General features: G+C 37.8%; 21 protein-coding genes, 5 pseudogenes and 1 riboswitch. Of the genes and pseudogenes, 10 read left to right on the plus strand and 16 right to left on the minus strand.

Annotated elements, in window-relative coordinates; genetic code table 11:
* Positions 1 to 203: 203 nt before the first annotated feature.
* On the plus strand, positions 204 to 1,424 hold the full coding sequence (locus tag AA650_RS21100; protein ID WP_053540535.1) for an ISL3 family transposase: 1,221 nt from the start codon (positions 204 to 206) through the stop codon (positions 1,422 to 1,424).
* Between the two features lie 452 nt (positions 1,425 to 1,876).
* Here the strand turns inward: AA650_RS21100 and AA650_RS28835 are convergent.
* The 3 pseudogenes from AA650_RS28835 to AA650_RS27060 form a co-directional block, all read right to left on the minus strand.
* Positions 1,877 to 2,218, minus strand: a pseudogene (locus AA650_RS28835) (toll/interleukin-1 receptor domain-containing protein); the annotation flags it as partial.
* A pseudogene (locus AA650_RS21105) lies at positions 2,211 to 2,540 on the minus strand (hypothetical protein); the annotation flags it as partial. The pseudogenes AA650_RS21105 and AA650_RS28835, both read right to left, overlap by 8 nt.
* Before the next feature lie 145 nt (positions 2,541 to 2,685).
* A pseudogene (locus AA650_RS27060) lies at positions 2,686 to 2,820 on the minus strand (HAD family hydrolase); the annotation flags it as partial.
* Positions 2,821 to 3,043: 223 nt separating this feature from the next.
* On the opposite strand from AA650_RS27060, the gene AA650_RS21110 reads away from it, so the two are divergent.
* Positions 3,044 to 3,940, plus strand: coding sequence for a hypothetical protein (locus AA650_RS21110; RefSeq protein ID WP_053540536.1), 897 nt, complete (start codon positions 3,044 to 3,046; stop codon positions 3,938 to 3,940).
* Positions 3,941 to 3,980: 40 nt separating this feature from the next.
* Here AA650_RS21110 and AA650_RS21115 read toward each other — a convergent pair whose 3' ends face one another.
* Genes AA650_RS21115 through AA650_RS21135 form a run of 5 tightly spaced genes read right to left on the minus strand, consistent with a single transcriptional unit; the run spans position 3,981 to position 8,017 of the window.
* Complete coding sequence (locus tag AA650_RS21115; RefSeq protein ID WP_053540537.1) at positions 3,981 to 4,238, minus strand: hypothetical protein; 258 nt, start codon at positions 4,236 to 4,238, stop codon at positions 3,981 to 3,983.
* A gap of 30 nt (positions 4,239 to 4,268) precedes the next feature.
* Positions 4,269 to 4,550 carry a tetratricopeptide repeat protein gene (locus AA650_RS28840; RefSeq protein WP_053540538.1) on the minus strand — a complete coding sequence of 94 codons (282 nt, stop codon included), beginning with the start codon at positions 4,548 to 4,550 and terminating at the stop codon, positions 4,269 to 4,271.
* A gap of 17 nt (positions 4,551 to 4,567) precedes the next feature.
* Positions 4,568 to 6,616, minus strand: a complete 2,049-nt coding sequence (locus AA650_RS28845) for a tetratricopeptide repeat protein (RefSeq protein ID WP_053540539.1) — start codon at positions 6,614 to 6,616, stop codon at positions 4,568 to 4,570.
* A gap of 29 nt (positions 6,617 to 6,645) precedes the next feature.
* Positions 6,646 to 7,689 (minus strand): CHAT domain-containing protein, encoded by a 1,044-nt coding sequence (locus AA650_RS28850; RefSeq protein ID WP_053540540.1) that lies wholly within the window; start codon positions 7,687 to 7,689, stop codon positions 6,646 to 6,648.
* 1 nt (position 7,690) lies between these two features.
* Complete coding sequence (locus AA650_RS21135; RefSeq protein WP_053540541.1) at positions 7,691 to 8,017, minus strand: hypothetical protein; 327 nt, start codon at positions 8,015 to 8,017, stop codon at positions 7,691 to 7,693.
* Between the two features lie 389 nt (positions 8,018 to 8,406).
* Here AA650_RS21135 and AA650_RS21140 point away from each other — a divergent pair, with 389 nt between their 5' ends.
* Positions 8,407 to 9,321 (plus strand): amino acid ABC transporter substrate-binding protein, encoded by a 915-nt coding sequence (locus AA650_RS21140; protein ID WP_234413238.1) that lies wholly within the window; start codon positions 8,407 to 8,409, stop codon positions 9,319 to 9,321.
* A gap of 281 nt (positions 9,322 to 9,602) precedes the next feature.
* Positions 9,603 to 10,019 (plus strand): annotated as a pseudogene (locus tag AA650_RS27070) (IS4-like element ISSysp3 family transposase); the annotation flags it as partial.
* Between the two features lie 286 nt (positions 10,020 to 10,305).
* On the opposite strand, the gene xseB reads toward AA650_RS27070, so the two are convergent.
* Positions 10,306 to 10,545: an exodeoxyribonuclease VII small subunit gene (gene xseB, locus AA650_RS21150; protein ID WP_053540542.1), complete on the minus strand. Its 240-nt coding sequence runs from the start codon at positions 10,543 to 10,545 to the stop codon at positions 10,306 to 10,308.
* A 27-nt stretch (positions 10,546 to 10,572) separates the two neighbouring features.
* On the opposite strand from xseB, the pseudogene AA650_RS21155 reads away from it, so the two are divergent.
* Positions 10,573 to 10,986, plus strand: a pseudogene (locus AA650_RS21155) (VOC family protein); the annotation flags it as partial.
* Between the two features lie 225 nt (positions 10,987 to 11,211).
* Entirely contained in the window at positions 11,212 to 11,460 is a 249-nt protein-coding gene (locus tag AA650_RS28855; protein WP_053540543.1) for a hypothetical protein, read from the plus strand.
* 234 nt (positions 11,461 to 11,694) lie between these two features.
* Here AA650_RS28855 and AA650_RS21165 read toward each other — a convergent pair whose 3' ends face one another.
* From AA650_RS21165 to AA650_RS21185, 6 genes are all read right to left on the minus strand, one after another.
* Complete coding sequence (locus tag AA650_RS21165) at positions 11,695 to 12,156, minus strand: DUF29 domain-containing protein (RefSeq protein ID WP_039205263.1); 462 nt, start codon at positions 12,154 to 12,156, stop codon at positions 11,695 to 11,697.
* A gap of 32 nt (positions 12,157 to 12,188) precedes the next feature.
* The gene (locus tag AA650_RS28285; protein ID WP_199924317.1) at positions 12,189 to 12,368 is read right to left on the minus strand and encodes a hypothetical protein; all 180 of its coding nucleotides are present in this window, start codon (positions 12,366 to 12,368) and stop codon (positions 12,189 to 12,191) included.
* A gap of 306 nt (positions 12,369 to 12,674) precedes the next feature.
* Entirely contained in the window at positions 12,675 to 13,136 is a 462-nt protein-coding gene (locus AA650_RS21170) for a hypothetical protein (RefSeq protein WP_053540544.1), read from the minus strand.
* 15 nt (positions 13,137 to 13,151) lie between these two features.
* Positions 13,152 to 13,865, minus strand: coding sequence for a hypothetical protein (locus AA650_RS21175; RefSeq protein ID WP_053540545.1), 714 nt, complete (start codon positions 13,863 to 13,865; stop codon positions 13,152 to 13,154).
* 467 nt (positions 13,866 to 14,332) lie between these two features.
* Entirely contained in the window at positions 14,333 to 15,361 is a 1,029-nt protein-coding gene (locus AA650_RS21180) for a serine hydrolase (RefSeq protein ID WP_053540546.1), read from the minus strand.
* Between the two features lie 355 nt (positions 15,362 to 15,716).
* The gene (locus tag AA650_RS21185) at positions 15,717 to 16,124 is read right to left on the minus strand and encodes a DUF1636 family protein (protein WP_053540547.1); all 408 of its coding nucleotides are present in this window, start codon (positions 16,122 to 16,124) and stop codon (positions 15,717 to 15,719) included.
* A gap of 345 nt (positions 16,125 to 16,469) precedes the next feature.
* Positions 16,470 to 16,611, minus strand: a riboswitch (cobalamin riboswitch).
* A gap of 158 nt (positions 16,612 to 16,769) precedes the next feature.
* Between AA650_RS21185 and AA650_RS21190 the strand changes: the two genes are divergently transcribed.
* Complete coding sequence (locus tag AA650_RS21190) at positions 16,770 to 17,549, plus strand: hypothetical protein (protein ID WP_053540548.1); 780 nt, start codon at positions 16,770 to 16,772, stop codon at positions 17,547 to 17,549.
* Positions 17,550 to 18,195: 646 nt separating this feature from the next.
* On the opposite strand, the gene AA650_RS21195 is transcribed toward AA650_RS21190, so the two are convergent.
* Positions 18,196 to 18,603, minus strand: coding sequence for a universal stress protein (locus AA650_RS21195; RefSeq protein ID WP_027404639.1), 408 nt, complete (start codon positions 18,601 to 18,603; stop codon positions 18,196 to 18,198).
* An 88-nt stretch (positions 18,604 to 18,691) separates the two neighbouring features.
* Between AA650_RS21195 and AA650_RS21200 the strand changes: the two genes are divergently transcribed.
* The 3 genes from AA650_RS21200 to AA650_RS27080 all read left to right on the plus strand — a co-directional run bounded on the left by AA650_RS21200 (position 18,692) and on the right by AA650_RS27080 (position 20,760).
* Positions 18,692 to 19,894 carry a phosphoglycerate kinase gene (locus tag AA650_RS21200; RefSeq protein WP_053540549.1) on the plus strand — a complete coding sequence of 401 codons (1,203 nt, stop codon included), beginning with the start codon at positions 18,692 to 18,694 and terminating at the stop codon, positions 19,892 to 19,894.
* Positions 19,895 to 19,968: 74 nt separating this feature from the next.
* Positions 19,969 to 20,553, plus strand: a complete 585-nt coding sequence (locus AA650_RS21205) for a Uma2 family endonuclease (RefSeq protein ID WP_053540550.1) — start codon at positions 19,969 to 19,971, stop codon at positions 20,551 to 20,553.
* A 39-nt stretch (positions 20,554 to 20,592) separates the two neighbouring features.
* Positions 20,593 to 20,760: an AAA family ATPase gene (locus AA650_RS27080; protein ID WP_081424299.1), complete on the plus strand. Its 168-nt coding sequence runs from the start codon at positions 20,593 to 20,595 to the stop codon at positions 20,758 to 20,760.
* The last annotated feature ends 198 nt before the right edge of the window (positions 20,761 to 20,958 follow it).

Genomic DNA, 20,958 nt, shown 5'->3' on the forward strand with positions numbered 1-20,958 from the left:
AGTTGTTGGATTATATTAACAATTTCGGGCTCTTGCGGTACTTTTATGGTGGAAACTCAAATAACTAAAATTTAGTACCTAAAATTTATATTCATTAAGTCTCAGACTTCAGTACCAGCAAGAGATTACAAGATTTTAAATATGTTCAGATAGCAATGATGATATAATGATAATTATAAAATACAAAAGTTTTGGTGATAGCTATGAAATTTTCTGTAGATCAAATTCTCAATCTCCCAGATATGAAAGTGTTAGATTTTCAAGAAATCGAAGGGGCAGGAATAATTATAACAATAGAAAAAGCTGTTAATAATTCTACTTGTCCATTCTGTGAAAAAACTACCTATAGTATACATCAAAATCATTGGCGAATGATTCATGATTTATCTTGGAGTGAAAAACCAGTATTGTTAAAAATAAATCGTCGCCAATTCAAATGTCATAAGTGTCAAAAAGTATTTAGTGAAAATCTAAACTTTGTAGATAAAAGTAAAGGATATACTAAAAGATTAGCCAGAGATATAGTTGAACAAGTATTAAACAGTAATATTCATAGTGTTGCCAAAAGAAATGACTTGAGCGATGAAGAAGTTGAATCAATGTTAAAAGCACAAGTATCACAACTATTAAACATTAATTTAAGTCAGGTAAAAAGGTTAGGTATAGATGAAATTGCTTTGGTGAAAGGTCAAGGAAATTATTTAGCAGTATTAGTAGATTTAGATACTCGTAAACCAATTGAGTTGGTGAAGTCAAGAAGAATAGAAGAAATACGCGAAGTTATTGTCAAATGGGGATCTCAGGTACTTGAACAAATAGTTGAAGTGAGCATGGATCTCTGGTCTCCTTATAAAAGTTTAGTAGAAGAATTAATGCCAAATGCAAATATAACTGCTGATAGATTTCACGTAATGAAACAAGTAAATGATGAATTAGATGCTATGCGTAAATCTGAAAAAAGAGCCGCCACGTCTTTAGATAATAAATCAGAGCGAGACCGAATATTAGCAGGATTAAATAAAAGCAAATATAGCTTAATAAAAAACGAAGATTCTTTAAATGAACAACAAAAAGAAAGATTAAATAATGTGCGAGAAGTTTCCCCTATTCTTGCAAAAATGCACACCCTAAAAGAAGAATTTCGAGACATATTTGAATCTACTAAGTCTTGGGGTGAAAGCATAATCAATTTATTAGATTGGATGCATAATGGACTTTCGTATTTTCCCAAAAGTATAGGAACAATGATTAGATGGTTTGGTGAAGTCGTAGGTTATTTTGATGGCAGAACTACGAGTGGTACTGTTGAAGGAATTAATAATAAACTCAAATTAATCAAAAGACTTGGATATGGCTTTCGTAACTTTAGTAATTTCCGATTACGTAGTTTATTAAACTGGCACTTTAGTATTAATTCTCCATAAAAGAGACGCAAGAGCCCAATTTCGTTTTTATTTTTTCCTTTTTTTTCTAGCTTATTTTTAATTTGATTCATAATGTATTTATTTATCAGTAATTCTTGAGAATTTCTATATGCAGTAAAAATAGGAATTTTACCCAATCGAGGCAATATTTTATTTTTGTTTTTATCATTATTTTCTGCAATAGCATCAACTAAATCATCAACTAAATCATCAATAATTTTTTCAATAGCATCAAACCATATTGTAGCGTCTGCGTAGGGATTATCCTTTCTATCATAAATATCTTGAATTACTAAGTCTACTAACTTTTCTTTATTCGGTATTTTTCCTGGCTTTATCTTTATCTGTTCTGCTGAATAATCTTCTGGTTTCTGGCCTTTTATGCCCCATTGTAATAAATCTAAAACACGTTTATTGACAATTTTATTGACTATCTCACCGTCATAAATATTTATATAATTGAATTCTTTCAAAAAAAGCATATCCGGGGGTAAGTCGGACACTCCTGGCAATAACACAGGAATTACTGGTATATTCTGTTTTAAACACATTGACAAAATTACTTTTAATTCCAGTCCTTGCCACATTCCTAATCCACTTTTTCCAATAAATATAGCGGCTGATTTACTTAATGGAATTCCTTTTTGTATTGCATCTTGAAATAAACTTCCTGGACGAATTTCTTCTCCATCTAACCACGAGGTTATACCACGCTTTTTAAGTGCTTCATAAATAACTTTAAGTACAGGCTTATCTATACTATTGTGAGCTAAAAAAACATCAAATTCAGCCATTGTTCACTTCCTTTTGTTTTTCCTTGACTCCAGCAATTTCCGCTAATGCGTTGGCATATTTTTCCAAGTCTTTCCTCAGTAATTCTAACTCAGCCCTCAATTTTGTTTCTTCAGACCAATTGCGCTCATGTTCTTTCGCACTCAGATGAGGAGGACGCTGTGCTTCCCATGTTTGTAAGAGAGGATGCCACTTAGCAAGGAAAGGACGCAAACCGTTATTTAAGACTGCGATCGCAATTCCTCCCACTGAATCAATTGATGCTCCCACATCAGGACCTGCTTCCTTTAAAACTTGTCTGGTTGCAGGAAACAAGTTAGTTAAGCATTACATAATTTCGCAGGATTTTAGCTAAATATGTCATATTACTTAAAAATCAAACTTTAGATAGTTGACGGGTAGGACGAGAGTATCAAATTGTAGTTCTCGGTAAGGAATAGACGGAACTGCTTGCAGCAGCGCTTCACTATCGCCCTGTAGAGTAGACTATCTTTGTCCCATGTTGTCGACGATGTTGTTGCAAGCGATCGCTCAACTGCAATAATGCCTGATCATGGCCTACGAAGGTATGATCTAAATCGGTTACGAATAAGAACTTAGTCACAGTCAACTCCTTTTGTTAGCTTAATTCACAAAAAGTGTATGTTGTTTTGGCACTTAGCGCAGAATTGATGAATTTAGTGGTTAATTAACCTTTGATTTTTCGCGCAAAAACAGTATTTAGATGCTTGACGATTGATTTGAAATTTGCTATAGTAAAATTGATAAGGAAGAACTATCTTGAAATAAATACCAGAATAGTCAAGCTGACAACCCAGCGGGGAATGATGACACGACAACTGCACGACCAACTGGCTAAAGAATACCTAGAAGAATTATTAAAACCTTTAGGTAAGGTAGAAACCAGTAAAGATGTCAAAAGCGAAGTTCAGGAAATAGATGTTTGGTTTGTTCCGACGACAACAGCGATAAATTCTGAATTAGGATTATTAGGAAAAATGGCAGTTAAAAGCTGTCTTTTTGAACCTTACCGCAATGCACCTAACGAGGTAGAAATTAGAAGTTGTTTGTTAAAATTGTATAGCGTTCAGGGTGAATTGTTAAGACAAGCCAAAAGAGAAAAACGTTCTATCTCTGAAGAAGAATTACCTTTTCTATGGATTTTAACACCCACTTGTTCTGAAAGAATCTTGGAAGGGTTTGGAGCAAAAACAAAGGAGGGATGGGAAAAAGGAGTTTATTTTCTGCCAAAATACCAGAAAGCGGCTATTGTGGCTATTAACCAGTTACCCATGACAGAGGATACACTATGGTTAAGGGTATTAGGAAAAGGTAGAACTCAAAATGAAGCTATCAGCGAAGTAGTTGAACTATCAAAAGAGAACGATAAATGGAAGTATCTAGTAAGAATTTTCGCATCTTGGCGGAAAAATTTAGAATTGAATAGTAATGTCAATGATGAAGAGGTAAGGGAGTTAATTATGAGTTTATCACCTGCGTATCTTAAACAGTGTGAAGAATGGAAACAAGAGGGAATAGAAGCAGGAAGACAAGATGGACAGCGTTTGATGGTAGAGAGTTTGTTAGCGGTGCGTTTTGGTAATTTAGATGAGGAGTTATCTGCTATTATCAGTCAGTTGATGGAACTTTCTCCCACAGAAAGAACTCAGTTATTACTTAATCTTTCCCGTGAGGAATTATTAGCTAGGTTTAAGGTTGATTAGACATATCCTAAACAAGGAGGCGTTTTAGTCAACGTCTCTTTTAATCTTCATCATCAGCATCTTGTTGTAAAATACGACTATTCAATCGCTCATATTCATCCTCTAGTAGCCATATTTTAGCGGCTTCATAATTGTCACTAGCAAAGATGATTTTATAGTTTTGTGCAGGGTTATGGATACAGAATTTTCCTGATTGTTCTTTGACTAACATCAGAATATAAGGAGGAGATATCAAAGTATCTACCCAGATTTCTGCAAACTCCCATTCAGTTTGTTGTTTTGATGTTTGTTCCAGCATTTTCAAAATTTACAAGTTTAAGAAATTACCTTAACCATTTGCCATTTCTTGCACTCGTTTGATAATTCCCCTCACTGTCTCAGCATCAGGCGATTTGACAAGCTGCAATATCTCCAAAGACTGATGTAAATATTCCAGTGCAGTCACAAAATCTCCTTTTTCATCTGCTAACAACTGCCCCAACATCGCCAACGTTATCGCCTGACCTTGGACATTGCCAATGCTTTGATCAATTTGTAAAACCTGGTGGTAGAGGGCGATCGCTTCCTCTATTTTTCCCGTGTCGGCATAGATAACAGCTAATTGGTGCAAATTGAATAATTAATGCGTTAATTTTCTATACGGTTAATTATTTCCTTCACTTTTTCAGCGTTAGGGGATTCGATCTGCTGGAATATCTCAAAGGATTTCTGTAAATATTTCCGTGCAGTCACAAAATCCTTTTCACTATATGCAAGCTGTCCCATCTGCATCAAAATAGAAGCTTTTCCTTTACCTGTTTCATTGCCAAATTCTTCTTCTATTTGTAAAGCTTGATAAAAATAAAAAAGTGCTTTATCTCTGTCTCCTTTTCTAGCATACACAGTACCCAAACATTGCAAAGTTGAGGATTTATTGATTACATCTCCAATGCATTCTTTAATTTCTAAAGACTTTTGGTAGAGAGATAATGCTTTATCAAATTCTCGTTTTTTGCTGTAACAACGTCCTAATTCGTGAAAAATCGCTGCCTGATTGTAAGAATTTTCAGTACGTTCGTTAATTTCCAAAGACCGATAGTACAAGGTAATTGCTTCGTCAATTTCTCCCTTATCGAGGTAGGTACTAGCTTGGTTATGAATAATTGTTGCTTTTGCTTCTTCATCTGTTGCTGAACAGAGTTCTAATGCTTGTTGATAATGTTGATCTGCTTGTTCGATTTCACCAATTTCTTGTTCAGCACGAGCTAGATTAAAAAGAATTTTATCGCTTTCAACAATATCTAAGGTAGATTTGCACAGATAAATGGTTTCACGAAATCGGCTTTTTTGATTCCAGTAAGTCGTCAAATCTGATCCAACTGTTGAGGCAATTTCCCCTTGTTTTCCAAATAATGCTAACCGATGAATTTCTAACTGTTGTTCTTCAGGTGTGGTTTTCGTGTCTCCTCTCCACAAACGATACAACACCTCAGCCGCTTGTTGATGCAAGGTTTCTACATGAGTGGGTAACGTCAACGGCAAAATTCTCGGTACACGCAACGACTTATCAGGACTAACTTCCAACAATCCCAACGCCACCGCCCGATTGATATAATCTGCCAAATTGGGGATATTTTCACAAACTGCGGTTAATGCTTCCCTGGGGACTGGTAACTCAAACACCAAACCCTGTGACAACATTTCCCCCATCGTTTCATCCATTTGTTGCAGCAAGGCTTCAGCTAAAACCTGTTCTCGCAACTCCACCGCATCAACTTCTAAACGATTGAGAATTGCAACTTGGTCAACTGTGGAATTTTGCAAAATCTTATCCAACCATTCCAGCAACCGGGGATTACCATCAGCTAACCTCCGCGCTTGAGATTTCAACGCCTCATCTACCTGAGATTTTGCCCCAAAAGCCTCAAGACGATTACACTTTTTTCTTAAATCTGCCCCCCTCATTCCCTCCAATGGCTGTTTATAGAAATACTGCAACTGGCTAAATTCAAAATCATAACGACAGGTGAGAATTAACCAATGATTGGTATATGTTTCCCGAATCGCCCAAACTAAAGCTGTTAAAACCTCTGCGGCTATGGGTTGCAAACGACCTAACCCCCCTAACCCCCCTTCCCTGCGAGGGAATGGGGGAATCAAACTCCCCTCTCCTTGCAGGAGAGGGGCTGGGGGAGAGGTCAATTCTAAATTCACCTCAAAATCATCCAACACCAACAAAAACGGATCTTTCCCTGCTTCCCACAACTGCTGAAATACCCGCTTGAATCTAAATCTCAATTCCTCATCAGGATTTTGTAGCTGTTTGCGTTGTTCGTTATCATCCAACTTTTCCACCAACCGACTAACTAAACTCGGTTCATCAATTCTCCCTACCAAGACAACACGCTGAAAATTCGGGAGGCGGTCACAAAGTCTAGCTGCTAAACTACTTTTACCTAAACCACCCATGCCATAAATTAATACCCCTATTTCTTCCGTTGATTGTGTCAACGTCCTTAAACAACTTTGCAATTGACGACGACGACCAACAAAACTCTCACGGGTGGGGACTTTCACCTTACCCGCAGGATCTAAAAATTCCGTACTCACAGAAAGAGGTGGTGCTGGTTTCCTTCCCTGAGTCCGCAATGGTGTCACCAATTCTCCTGGTAAACTATCCGCCGCATATAATCGCAATAAATGCCAATCCCGCGCTTGGTTTTTGATTAAACCCCGTCTAAGTTGAAACCTATAGTTTTTCTATGGCGAAAACCCAAGTTTTCAAGATGGATGGAGTATAATGTTTGATAGGTACTGGCAACTGCTTCGGTGATTTGCTTTCCTGCTGCTAATTCTTGATATAATGTGGCTGCGGCTGCTGTTGCATCAGATTCTAAAACTTTCTGTCCCCATCCCAAAACGGCTTTAGCACCAGCTTTGAGTAATTCTTCCGCCATTGAAGGGACTGAACCATAATTATCACCATCACCTCCAGCTTGTCCAGTGCGACAACCAGAAAGGAAAATCAATTTTGGTAATCGGAATTGTAGTGCTTGTTTGAAATGTTCTGCACTAGCATAAAAAGCTTCTCCGGTTTCGGTTTCGGTAATAAATTCCGGTTGTCCGTTGGTAATTGTGGCATGACCGGTAATATGGAAAATATCAAAATAATCTTTACCGTAATAATCCACTAAATAGCGCAATTCCGATAAACAACCGCTTTCCTCCACTGTCAAAGCTAAAGGTTGTCTTCCTGTCGCTTCCAAAATTCGCGCTTCCTCGGCTTCAAAATCTAATACAGGTTCTACTCCTTGGGGGGAAGTAGCCATAAATAAAACTTGCAAAGCGCGGTTCTCTGGTTTTGTTTCCACAGACAATGTTTTTACAGAGTCCGATGATACCCACCGTACAGGAATAATTGACCGTTCAACGAGAAAGGTTTTACCATTGTGCAGAACTTCCCAAGGTAAATGGGCGAGTTTTTCGGCTGTAGCAATGGCTAAAATGATTCCTTGACGCTGATATTGATTGATGAGTTTTTGTAACCATCTGTCAGTCCCATCTAACCAGTTATACAGCCGTAACCCAGTCACTGCATAATCTTCAGCAAATGAGGAAACGTAATAATCTCTTTCTGCTAACTCAATTAAATCGGTAATTTCGCTCAAGGGGAGTGTACGTCTTTCGTATTGGTTGTAATTATCAGTAAAGTAGCGTAACTCTACATAATTACCTGCAACAGCTTTCAGGTCAAGGTGAAGAATCTGCACGTTATGATTCTAAAATTTGGCGAATTTCATCAATTGTGGCATTTTCTAACAGTAATCGTCTACCATTGCGGCCAACAATCAGAACTTTGGCAATCTTTTTACCTGACTGATTTTGTTGATACTCTTGATACCATTTGCGGATTTGTTCAGCAATAGCGATCGCACCACCCACCAAACCGACTATAGTGGCAACTGTGGTAATGACCGCCTCTTTCTTCACGTCTTCCGAATTTACGGTATAGTTCCCAGTTATACCTTCAATTGCCAAAAGTTCCTCTGTGGCTGTAATTGCGTCTTCACCTTCAATAGCAAATTTAATTTCTGTCATAAATTTACCTAAAATAGCTAATTTCCACGTTTATAAACCATTATTTTAAAATATCATAGAGCAAGGATGATGACTTTGCAAGCGATCAATTCCAATTAAATCCTGACATATAACTATCAATAATTGTGCAATACCAAATTAAAATGAAGTTGTATAGAATCAGATTTCCAGAATAATTGACCGCAGATAAACGCAGATAAACGCAGATCAAGACGGATAAATTAATTGGTTTCATAATTCTGTGCAGGGTCTAATGTGAAGAATCATTTCTAGAACTGTTAACTTGGTCTTTAATAGAGATAATTTAATCATTTTGATTCTATGGATTCCCCAAGATTAATATGTTTGTAAGTACCAAAATAAATCTCTCCCATTTACCTGCTTTTACTATGTCGAAGATATATAAAAATATTGCCCCTGTGATCTTCGGTTTGATATTATCAGGATTAATACCCGGTGTTGCTAAGGCAGAGACAGTGATGGAAAAAGTAGCCCGAACAGGAGTATTAACTGCTGGTACAAGCAAAGATGCTTTACCATTTGCCTACTCCGACAGTCAAGGAAAATTGACTGGTTATTCTGTGAATATGCTAACTTTAATCCAACAGCAATTAGAGAAAGAATTAGGCAAAAAAATTACACTTAAATTAGTTGCAGTTACCCCAGCAGCAAGGATTCCCAAGATAATTAACCGACAAGTTGATATTGTCTGTGATGCCAGTAGTTTTACTTGGGAACGAGATAAAAAAGTTGATTTTTCTATTAGTTATGGTGTCACAGGGACGCAAATTTTAATTAAAAAGGAAACCAATTTAGGTTCACCAGAATCCCTGATTAATAAGCGTGTGGGTGTGTTAGCTGGAACTACCAATGAACAAGCAATCAAGCAAATACAACCCCAATCTAAACTTGTATATTTTAAGACTAGACCGGAAGCATTTGCAGCTTTGGAACAGGGTAAAATTGACGCTTTTGCATCCGATAGCATTCTTTTAGAAGGATGGTTACAAACAGCAAAAAATCCAGATAGTTTTGCCATAGTCCCCCCTCGTCCCTATTCACGAGAAGGAATTGCTTGTATGGTTCCTGAGAATAACTCTAAATTCCTCAATTCAGTGAATTATTCCCTCGTCAAATTTATGCAAGGATTTGTCAACGATAACCCCAAATATGTGGCGATTTTTGACCGTTGGTTTGGTTCTCAAGGTGCTGTATATCTCAATCAAGATTTACGTGATTTAGCTGTAGAAACCATGCAGTTAATGATCGAGTTTCATGAACCAATTCCCCAAAAAGATTTGTAGGATTTAGTTATTAATTAGCATTTCCTCATCATATCGAGTATATTATAGCCCCATCCTCGCTTGCGGGGCTACGGTGTACACACAACCTTACCCAGAAAGCGTTTGGAGATGTAAAAGGGATTAAATTTCCAAAAGAAACACAAAAGAAAGTAAAGTAGAGAGAGAAAAAAGCAAGGGGAAAACACAGGTGGAAAATCCAATTTTAATTCACGGGGAAAATATCAGATGAAAGCATTCGGAGACCCAAGACGGTTAAAAAGGGGGCTAAACTGTATGCAGCAATGGCACAACAGCAAACCGTAAATATTCGGAGAATAAGCAAAAATAGAGCCGAACAAGTGGGATATTATAGATTCTTAGAGAATGAGAATGTAAGGATAGGAGAACTAGTTGCCAGTGTGGGAGAGCATTGTGCATTAAATGTGAATGGAAAACATATATTAGCAATTAATGATACGAGTGAAATTAACTTGCAGTCACATATAGGGAGACTGAAGCCAGAAGGAATAGGAGTAGTAGGGAATAACAAAGATGTGGGATTTTACATTCACCCAACACTGATATTAGATGCAGAAAATGGATTCCCGTTAGGGTTAAGTACAGTACAACTGTGGACTAGAGAAATAGACCATGCAGATAAGAATGAAAGAGAATATAAAAACTTACCCATAGAAAAGAAAGAATCCTATAAATGGATTACAGCAAATTGTCATCAAACCCGGAACAAGAACCCCACCCCCAACCCCCTCCCCGCAAGCGATGAGGGGGCTAAGATGTACCTTATATGATTGGAAATCGCTGTAAGTAGTGAGACAGAATTAATTACATAATGTCATTGCGTAAGCGTTGCGTGGCGTTAGCCATATGGAACGAAGTGAAATGAAGCAATTCCAAGATTTGTGATTGCTTCCCTTCGCTCGCAATGACTGTAAATATTTTTGTCCAATTACTTATTGTCGCATATTTCGGTTGTCTCCCGTTTATTTACTGGTCATCATCTTGCAAAGTTTCAATTAACAAATTTACTTGCTGTTGTCGCTGCTGTAAAAAACTATCACATTCTTGTAAATACTCAACCGCAGTCGCAAATTCCGTAAATACATCGGCTAATTCTAATTCACCTCCCTCAATGCGAGTGATAATAGTTTCAATTTCTGCTATCTTAGCTTCATAACTTCCTCCATTTGCAGATATGGATTTAACCGAATTATTCCGTTTTACCATAAATTTTTCTACCTACCTCAATAAATTATGAATTTAACCAGTAATACAACAATTAGCAGTGTCTATGAAGTCTGTATTGGTGTCCCAGATGCTATTTCCGCAATTCAATATTGGCAACAATTTGGTTATCGGATTGGAGAAATAGGAGAATTAACCGCAACTATAGCTTATCAACTATATCGGGTAAATTCACCTTTACAGTCAATTCGACTTTATCATCAAAATGCAGATCATGGATTAATTCGGTTAATGATTTGGCAAAATCCTACATCTGCGGGTTTAGGTATCAGTTCTATGAAAAGAAAAGGTAATCGTTGGGGTACTACCTTAACTGCTGATATACTGGGCCTTTTAAATCATGCGGAAGCAGCAAAATCAATTGGTGAAAATATTCTTTACACTCAAACTAACTGGGAAGTAATTTATAACAAAGATCAACAAGTCTTGGATTTGGGAAGAAACCACCGGGAAAGCAGGTAGGTGCTAAGGGGATGTGGCGAAGTACACCCTTAGTTGCGACTCAAATCATACCGGATCATCCTGAAAACTGTGCATCATGTAATCAGAGCTTAGAAATAGACCCAGCCATCAAGCCATACATGGGCTATTACGTTTTGGAATTAGAGAAGCGAGATTCAGGAATTGAAGTGGTTTGCGTTCTTCATCATGACTATCAAGCGACTTGTGAATGTGGACATCAAACCAAGGGCAGAACGGGCTTTACGACATGCTGTCATTTCCCGACGGATTAGCTATGGGACTCGTACCACTGAGGGTAGTTTAGCTTATTGCTCTATTTTGAGTGTTGTGCAAACCTGTCGGTTGCGAAAAATCGACCCTTGGACTTATGTAGCTCAAGTTCTCACTCTTGCTCGTCGGGGTATCAAACATCCCCCCATTCCTGTCACCTCTTAATTTTCCACGCTAGGCGATTCCTAGGTCGCGCAACGCTTACGCCTTCTTGATATCTCTAGTATAAAACATCTCCCTATTCCTGTTGCCTCTTCATCCCTTTTTCCTGGGGGGTGTGAACAGTTACTTACAAAGGGGGGCTAAATTCCTCAAAGTCCCGCTTTTCAAGGGGGATTTAGGGGGATCTGCGGGTGTCAGATCCTACACGAAAAAGTTTTCAAACAACCTCTAAAAAAATTAGGGGAAATATTCATTATTAAGAATATCTTCAAGACTAAAAGGACATTGCTTTGGAAAAATCTCACCAGGTAAACCTGTCTTTTGAATTGCTTGTCTTCTAGCTTTAGTATAAACCTGTTCTAAACAACTCAGGAAATAGTTGTAAAGTGTTTTGGAGCGAAAAGAAAATTCCAATTCGTCACGGAAGTTAGAGATTTCAATTTGCCAACCTCGTTGACAGGTTTCTTTTTCAGTTTCCCAATAACAACAAAGCAGAAGATGGATTAATAACTGCTTCAAATAACTTTCTACTTTGCGTCTTTGTTCTATTCCCAATGCTTCAATCTCTTCTGCTAAATGCTGCCAATCTAAATTATTAATATCTCTGTTTTCTAGCTGTTTGAGTGTGTTTTCTATCCACAGATAATGATCTGTTTCATATAGTGTTGATTGTAGATGTGTGGAAATTGTTGTGGTCATACTTTATCCTTTGGATAACAGACACAATTATTTTAACATAATAACTTAAATTTAGTTCCTAACAAAGCATTATTCTCAATAATTCTAACAATAGAAAGGTGATTTCTAGAGAGTGCTATTTCTATTCCTTCGGTCTTATCAGGGATATGAGACCCGATGCCTGGGGCGATCGCTCCCCTCGCCATAATACTGGGAAATTTTCGCTTATACATATTGATTAAAATATATTCTAATGCAATCTAATTTAAGATTATATTTTCTTGCTTATACTAAATGGAGATGAGGAAAATTTTTAAGAAGATGTATTGGAAAATTTTTTTATACTTTGCAAGGTCACAATTTGAGCTTTTGCCTAAAGGGGATATATGGACGTAAAAACGCAAGTTATGACCTTCTCAAGCAGCAATTCTCATTTTGAAACGAGTTTGCGCCATTTCAGCGAACTGCTTGCAGCAGCGCTTCGCTATCCCCGGATTTGTTAAGAATTGTAAAACCCTATGAATGTAAGGGTTTAAATGTCATGAAACCTTAAAATGAGAATTGCTGAAGGAAATCCTTAACACATCCCCAATGGTGGCACGGCGGTCATGGATTTGTTCCTGTAAATACAGTTCGGCTCTAAACAATCCTTTTTGGACAGTGGATTGGCGTAAAACTCCTTCTAAGGCATCAAGGGCAGGGAAATTAATCCGCACCCGTCCAGAGGGAGCATTAAAGCAAAAGCAGACATTTTTAGAGCGTTCAAAATAAATAAAAACCCCTTCACCATCAACTTTGGTAGTTTGCAATACTAGTTCGGTGGTGCCAAATCGTTTACCCAGTTGGTTTTGAGTCAATGCGATCATTTTGCGACTAACTTGGGTTTCGTATTGACTAGCGATTTCCAGCAGAGTTAAGTCCCTAACTGCACTACCAGTAGCAATCTGATAATTACCAGTTTTGGGAACTAATTTAGAAATATCAATATAGGTGTCGAGCATAGATGCCTCCCTAGTTTATTCGTCCACGATTTTTAGTTCACGATCGCTCAACAGTAGCAATAATTTATACTTACCTTCGTTTTCACCCTGACCAATTTCACCATACAAAAATCCGCGATAGGGACTACCCTTTTCCCGAATCACCAGTGGTTGATTACCTTTAGTACCAGCCCCCACCACAGCTACTTCCTGGTTTTGATGAAGTTCTTGGGCGATATTAAATAAAAATTCCATTGTCACGCCGTCTTCATGGACGATTTGATAGGTATACCGGAACACAAAGTCCGTAAATGCTTGGGTAATAGGGAGACGTTTACCTGTTTTAATAGGAAGGTGATCGTTGAGATTGGATTTACGAATCAGATGGGGGCGGCGTTCTTTTTCTTGTCCTTGCTGATCGTAAATAATATCAACAAATTTAAAGTCAGTGACGGGTTTGAGTCCATCCAGGCGATTACTAGAATTGTAATAAGCGGTGGAAATCATCTCTGTTTCCAATATTTGTCCTGCTCCCTCCAATTTTAATTCTGGGTCAAGAGCGATAAAATCTGACGGTTGAGCCTGAAACGGATCGATCATCGCATTAATGCCATTGATCAGTTTATAAGGCGTAATTGCCCCTACCTGAGTTTTTTGCTGAATTACTGGTTTGGGACGGCGGCGTGGCAACGATTGCAAGGATAGGCGGGCGGTTTTACCTTGATGTTCTAAGTGTAGAATAGTATCCATAATTTATACTCCTGATCATTAAAACATAGAAAAATTTAGTTCATCGTCTTCTTCTTCCTCGACTTCAGCATCAAAAAAATCATAGGCGATCGTCAACCCCACAAATGCCGTCTTTTTCATTTCCCCAATTAATAAAAACGCCTGTTCAGCTTTAACTAACAGATAAGCCTCTTTGGGAATATAGGTTTTGCGGTAATTAAATTGGGTAGAATATAGTCCATTACCGGCATTACCTCATCTACACTCAAGTTAAATCAAGTTGGTGGAGATACTGCGATTGTCTTCAATAATCAAACTTTAGCGACTCTCACTGGGATTCAAGCTAGTAGTTTGAATTTGACAGATCCTAAACAGTTTGTCTTTGCTTAGAATATAATTCACTCCTAGTACACTGGGGGGTAAGTTAATGATCATCATCTTTTTAGTGATTGAAAATGATTGGTTTATTTACGCCCTGTGGTACTTGTCTATAATCTTACTTGGTTACTTACTTTTGCTTGGTCAAAATAACCATATACTACCTGAGAAACTTGACGAATAAAATCTGTTCCTCTAGGATCATTATTTGGTCTTTGCACAAAAACTCCTGCTAAATAACGCTTACCTGATGGCGTTTCAATAATACCCGCATCCCCTAATATAAACCTGAGTGTCCCTGTTTTGTGCGCTATCTTAGCACCAGAACCTAAACCAGAAGGTAATAAACTTCTATTATGACAACCATTCATAATACCTATTACTTGTAATTGACTTGTATTGGAAAGTAACTGATTATTTTCCATTAAAGCTGATAGTTTTACCAAATCTTTAGCACTGGTTTTATTAGTTCCTTGAAAATCTCCCAGGCGATTTCGCATCACAGTATTTTGCAATCCCCAACTGCGAAATTTTTGATTTAATTGAGTAATTCCACCCAAACGCTCTATGATCATATTTGTGGCGGTGTTATCGCTAATAGTCATCATCCTAGTTGCAGTTTCTAAGAGACTAAACTTACTTCCTAACCGCCCATACTGCATATTTCCCGAACCACCAGCAATATGTTTTTTCCCCATAACCAATGTTTCATCTAATTGAATTTTTCCAGCATCTACTTGCTGAAATAAAGCAACCAAAATTGGATATTTAATTGTACTAGCAGCCGCAAAAGATTTATCGCCATTAATGCTTAAATAATCTCCTGTGTTCAAGTCCATAAAAAAGATACCAGGAGAAAGAAACTTGTAGCGAGCCATTAATGTTTTAATAGGAGTTTGTAGTTCTGAGATTTCTCTTCCCAAAGGAAATATACCAGTGAAGTTATGAGTCTCTATTGGACTGGTATTACTGACAGAATCTGGAGGAATAAATTTAATTTCCGGCAATTGTACACTTGATTTATTTTGACTCCAGCTATTTGGGTTCTCAAGCTGGTTGTTATCAGGATTTGCTTTAACTGGTAGAGATAATAAAAGAGTAGCCGTGATACTAAATAAGATCAATGAATGTAGTTTCATGCAGTTGTATGAGGAGAGGATTGAATTGACTTACAAAAAAAGGGAACAGGGAACAGGGAACAGATAAGAAACACTCATTTGCACCAGTTTAGAGCTTCAGTCAAGAAAAAGATGTTTTTAAAAGATGCGTAGCACGAAAAAAAACAGTGTCATTATTTTAATCTCATGTTTAGAAACATGAGTTTTTTCTGTTCCCTGTTGCTTCTTCCTCTGAAAGATATTTTCTAGATAAGTAAATGAAATCAGGATTGATTGATTTAGGTGTTGTTTTTAGAGGTCATTTTGGGTTATTTTTTTTGATAAGTAATCGGACGGAATTAATGACTCAACTGATTCTTCTGTTTCCCGTTCCCTATCAACTATTGTTGTTTAATTTTGCCCACTCACCTAGTGCGGGAATCTTTGCTAAAATGCCTTTTTTTAAAGGTTCTGGACGTTCTGACCAAGGCAATACACCATCATATTTTGTATAATACTGACTTGCACATTCTAGTACCGCAGATGGACTACTATCTACTGGTAAATCACCAAAGAGATAGGTTGATTTTCCTTCGGCTACAAAAGCAATCACGCAGGAATGACTGCAAGCGCTCATACATTCAACCCCCTGAATGCAGAATTGATTGTGCAATTCACTATCTTGAGCAAGTTCTTGAAGTTGTTTTAGTAGTTGTTCACCTTGACTTTCACCAACCCGCTTACCATCTTGCCACTTACTACCACAAGTAGTACAGACAAATAGATTATGTTTTTGATTGAGCATTGATTTAGAAATGTTGAGGAATAATTCGGAAACGCAGACATAAGAGTTTTTACAATATGGCTACTGTAAAATGTGTAAAGAAGCATAATTAACCGCACACGAAAACGGACAAGATTCACTTGCTGTCATCTTTTCTATTATTGTCAAAATATATCTAACGAAGATAGCAATAAGTCTCACCTATAAAAGCTTCCCACTTTCTTAAGTGCAGGATTGCAAATAATTAAATTGACGGTTAATAATCTCAGAACAGTACACAATTTGTAGGGTTTCTCTGGGGGTCTAAACTGATTAATTCCTATGGAAACATTCATGGTCTGAATCATCTGTACCACGCAAATGGATGTGAGTTTTTTGCTTTCGGCGGGCATTCTGACTTAGAGAATAAATCTCCTTACATCTGCGGGACAGTGTCGGATTTACACCAGACTTTCCCCCTTGCGTTTAATGACTGTTTCCCATTAAAACCGATTCAGTTGCGAGAATACTATATTTTTTATGTCTTGTCAATAGACAAGGGAGGATAATTCTGTTTATTGTTTTGCCCAGAGGCTGAATGAAGTATCATTTTTTTATGCTGTTGAGAAGATAAAAAAGGGATTATTTACAGTAAATTGTTAATTAAACTCTTTGTGGAAATTAGATATGCAGCTTCAAGAAGCCTCTAACGTTGCCGTCATTGTTGGTGAAAATGCGGTTACTGTTGCTCAATTACCTTGTGTGTGGCAGGATATTGCTAAGGGCAGGGCAAATGTCAGATTTAGTAATCCACAAGTCTATGTAGAAATGGCGCAGTTGTTTCAATATAAACTGCAATATGGTGATGTTGATTTGTTTAATGACCGCCCCCAGTTATTTCGGCTAATACCTTCATTCTCTGAGTTATTTGGGCAACTGGCATGGGAAACTCTGGAATTCTACGGTCACGACTTTATGATTCACAACTATCCAAACTTTAAGGCAGTTTTGCATAATTGTGAGTCAAAAGGTTCTGAGTACAATAATGAGGTCAAGGTAGCTCGCATCGGTTTGGAACTTTTTGATGAATTTGGATATGATTTACCAGCTAGTTTCTATCATGTGCATTTAGCCCCAATTTATCGAGATCATGTGTTTGAAGAACGGGCTTTAAGATTTGATCAAAGAGATATAGAACATAAGCGTTCGTGGGATGCTATTCTACACGCAGGTAAGGTGTTTGCAATGCAAATGAAGGTGCAAAGTATAGCATCTAAATACGGTTTTACTTATCAACATGGCTGTGGTTGTAACTCCCATTTATCTTCTATTGATGAGTCTTCTGGTGCATTTGAGTATGAATTAAGTTTGGAGAAACGTCAACGCTGGATTCGGAGTTTTATCTGGACAGCTTGGTATGAATATGCAATGTTTCCCATTGTCCCGAATACTAGTTATCTTGTCTAAGTAGGGTTTGCTGAAACAGTTATCTGTGAAGGCAGGTATACTGAAAACGGTTCATAGTTTAACCAAATATGAAACCCCTCTCTCCTTTTGACCTCTCCCTAACCCTCTCCTAAGAGGAGAGGGAAAAGGAATAATATTTAATACTGGAGAGGCTTTGAACTTGTTCTTTAGACTTCTCCGGTAAAGATTGTAGAGACGTTCCATGGAACGTCTCTACAAGGGTTTCAAACGACGCACATTTAATTCTCGGAGATGTGTTTTGTATGATAAAAAAGTCCAGCTTCTAGCCGTTTTGAGTATAAGTAGGTGAACACAATAAGTAATTGGACAAAAATATTTACAGTCATTGCGAGCGAAGGGAAGCAATCACAACCCTTGGAATTGCTTCATTTCACTTCGTTCCATATGGCTAACGCCACGCTGCGCTAACGCAATGACATTGTGTAATTAATTCTGTCTCACTACTTAAAACCAAACTGTGTAAAGAAACGTAAAATGGCTGAAAACTTCTTTACTCTTGCGTCTTGCCTTGCTATAACGACAATTTTCAACGCCAACCTACTTATTAGAGGCAGAGCCTCATCAGCTGCATTCCTAGTCAGAGACTAGGAACGAGATGTGGTAGGAATTTAAGCGTGATACTTAATCAAGGAACAATCAAGACGGGACAGGGAGAAAGGTTAATTACCCGTGCGGTAACGCTATCAGTTGCGCCTTCATCCGTTAAGCCTATTCCTCGACAGCCCATGATAATTAAACTGGCTTCAACTTCATCAGCAACATCACAAATAGTAAAAGCTGGTTTACCTTGTCTTTCTAGTAATTCGGCTATGATTCCTTGTCCAGAAAATAAAGCCTGGGCATTTTCTAGGAGTTTGGCAACTGCTTCTGGAGATACCATAGGACTGGTAGCCGGTGCTTCTGAATCTGGCTCTTCAACGACTGAAAGCAGAATTAAGCGACTGCCATAGGTTTGCACAATATTGGCAACTATATCAGCGGCCTCTCTGGCTTCTCGACTTTGATCAATGGGAAATAGAACTGTTTTAAACATATCTCACCTCTGCACCCCTCACTCCGGTAAAATCTTGATGGTCATATTTTGAAGACAATAACAGAAAAGTAATCAGGAGAGTTTGGCTGTGTCTAAAAAAAGTTTAGCAAGTTTATCTGCGGCTGATATATCTGGAAAACGCGCTTTGGTACGGGTTGATTTTAACGTGCCTGTGGATGATCAAGGCAACATCACTGATGATACTCGGATTCGGGCGGCGTTGCCAACTATCCAAGATTTGACCCAAAAGGGTGCTAAGGTCATTTTAGCAAGTCATTTCGGTCGTCCCAAGGGTGTAGATGAGAAATTACGTTTAACTCCCGTCGCTAAACGTCTGTCTGAGTTGTTAGGACAAGAAGTTGTCAAAACTGATGACTGTATTGGTGATGATGTGGCGGCTAAGGTTGGCGCATTGGCAAATGGTCAAGTGCTGTTGTTGGAAAATGTCCGCTTCTACAAGGAAGAAGAAAAAAACGATCCCGCATTTGCGGAAAAATTGGCTGCTAATGCTGATTTTTATGTAAATGATGCGTTCGGTACTGCACACCGCGCCCACGCTTCTACTGAGGGTGTAACTAAGTTTCTGAGTCCTTCTGTGGCTGGTTATTTGGTTGAGAAGGAATTGCAATATTTACAAAGTGCGATTGAAGTACCTCAGCGTCCTTTGGCGGCTATTATTGGCGGTTCTAAGGTTTCTAGCAAAATCGGTGTGATTGAAACTTTGTTGGAAAAGTGCGATAAGTTGATCATCGGCGGTGGGATGATTTTCACCTTCTACAAAGCCCGTGGGTTGAGTGTTGGTAAGTCTTTGGTGGAAGAAGATAAGCTTGAATTAGCGAAGTCTTTGGAAGCTAAGGCTAAAGAACGTGGTGTGGCTTTGTTGCTACCTACAGATATTGTCTCCGCTGATAAGTTTGCTCCTGATGCTAATGCTACTACTGTCAGCATTGAAAATATCCCTGCCGATGGTATGGGTTTAGATATTGGTCCTGATTCTATCAAGGTTTTCCAAGCGGCTTTGGCTGATTGCAAGACTGTGATTTGGAATGGACCTATGGGTGTGTTTGAGTTTGATAAATTTGCTGCGGGTACAGAAGCGATCGCACATACTCTAGCAGAAATCGGCAAAACCGGCGCAACTACCATTATCGGTGGTGGTGACTCTGTAGCGGCTGTGGAAAAGGTCGGTTTAGCTGACCAAATGAGCCACATTTCTACTGGTGGTGGTGCTAGTTTGGAGTTGTTAGAAGGTAAGATCTTACCTGGTATTGCAGCTTTGGATGAAGCATAATTGAAAAGGGTGAAGGATGAAGTTTTTGGCTTTGTCCTTCATTCTCTGCAATTAACCAAATTAAGGAAAACAATATGCAAGTACAAACTCGCAAACATATTTACACCCCTGAAGAATATTTAGAACTAGAGGAAACAGCACTTTATAAAAGCGAATATCGGGATGGAGAAATTATTCCTATGACTGGGGGAACTGGTAATCATAATAAAATTACACTAGCTATTGCGGCGATTTTACTATATGCCATGAGACGCAAAAAATATGAAGTTTTTATGGGAGATATGCGTTTATGGATTCCACAATTTAAAGAATATACTTATCCAGATGTGATTGTAACTGATGGTAAGGCTAGTTATACAGGCAAAAATAATACTACTGTGACTAATCCTTTATTAATTGTTGAGGTTCTATCTAAGTCTACAAAAAATTATGATCAGGGTGAGAAATTTACTTTTTATCGTTCTATTCCCCAATTTAAAGAATATGTTTTAGTAGAACAAAATCAATATCAAGTAATGCACTATAGCAAAACTAATGAGGGAGAATGGATTTTTAGAGAATATAAATGTGAAAATGATATTGTTAAGTTGCAACATCTTGATTTTGAAATTAGTTTAATTGACATTTATCAAGATGTGAATTTTGAGGATAGGGAATAAATAATGCTATCTATTCAAAAAATTGTTTAATTGTGAGTCATGAAAATCGAAAGTATCCATCTAAAAAACTTTAAAGCTTTCAAAAATGTGGAAATTAAAAAAATTCCTAAAATGTGCGCTTTTGTGGGTGCAAATGGTACTGGTAAAACCACAATTTTTAATGTATTCAGTTTTTTAAAAGATGCTTTAGGGAACACCAAAAAATAAATTACCCAATTTTGTGGCTTACTCTTATGAGAATATTTCTCTGATATTGGCAAAAGAACTGAATTTATTATCCAAGTTCCCATCAAACAAGCAGCTAAGAAAATCACTTACTCAAATTAATACTTCTAAGTCAGTTAAACCGCTGGCAATATTAATATATAACGCATTTATCATTATATATAATTATTTAGTATCGCT

Source organism: Anabaena sp. WA102, from assembly GCF_001277295.1.
Taxonomy (GTDB): Bacteria; Cyanobacteriota; Cyanobacteriia; order Cyanobacteriales; family Nostocaceae; genus Dolichospermum; species Dolichospermum heterosporum.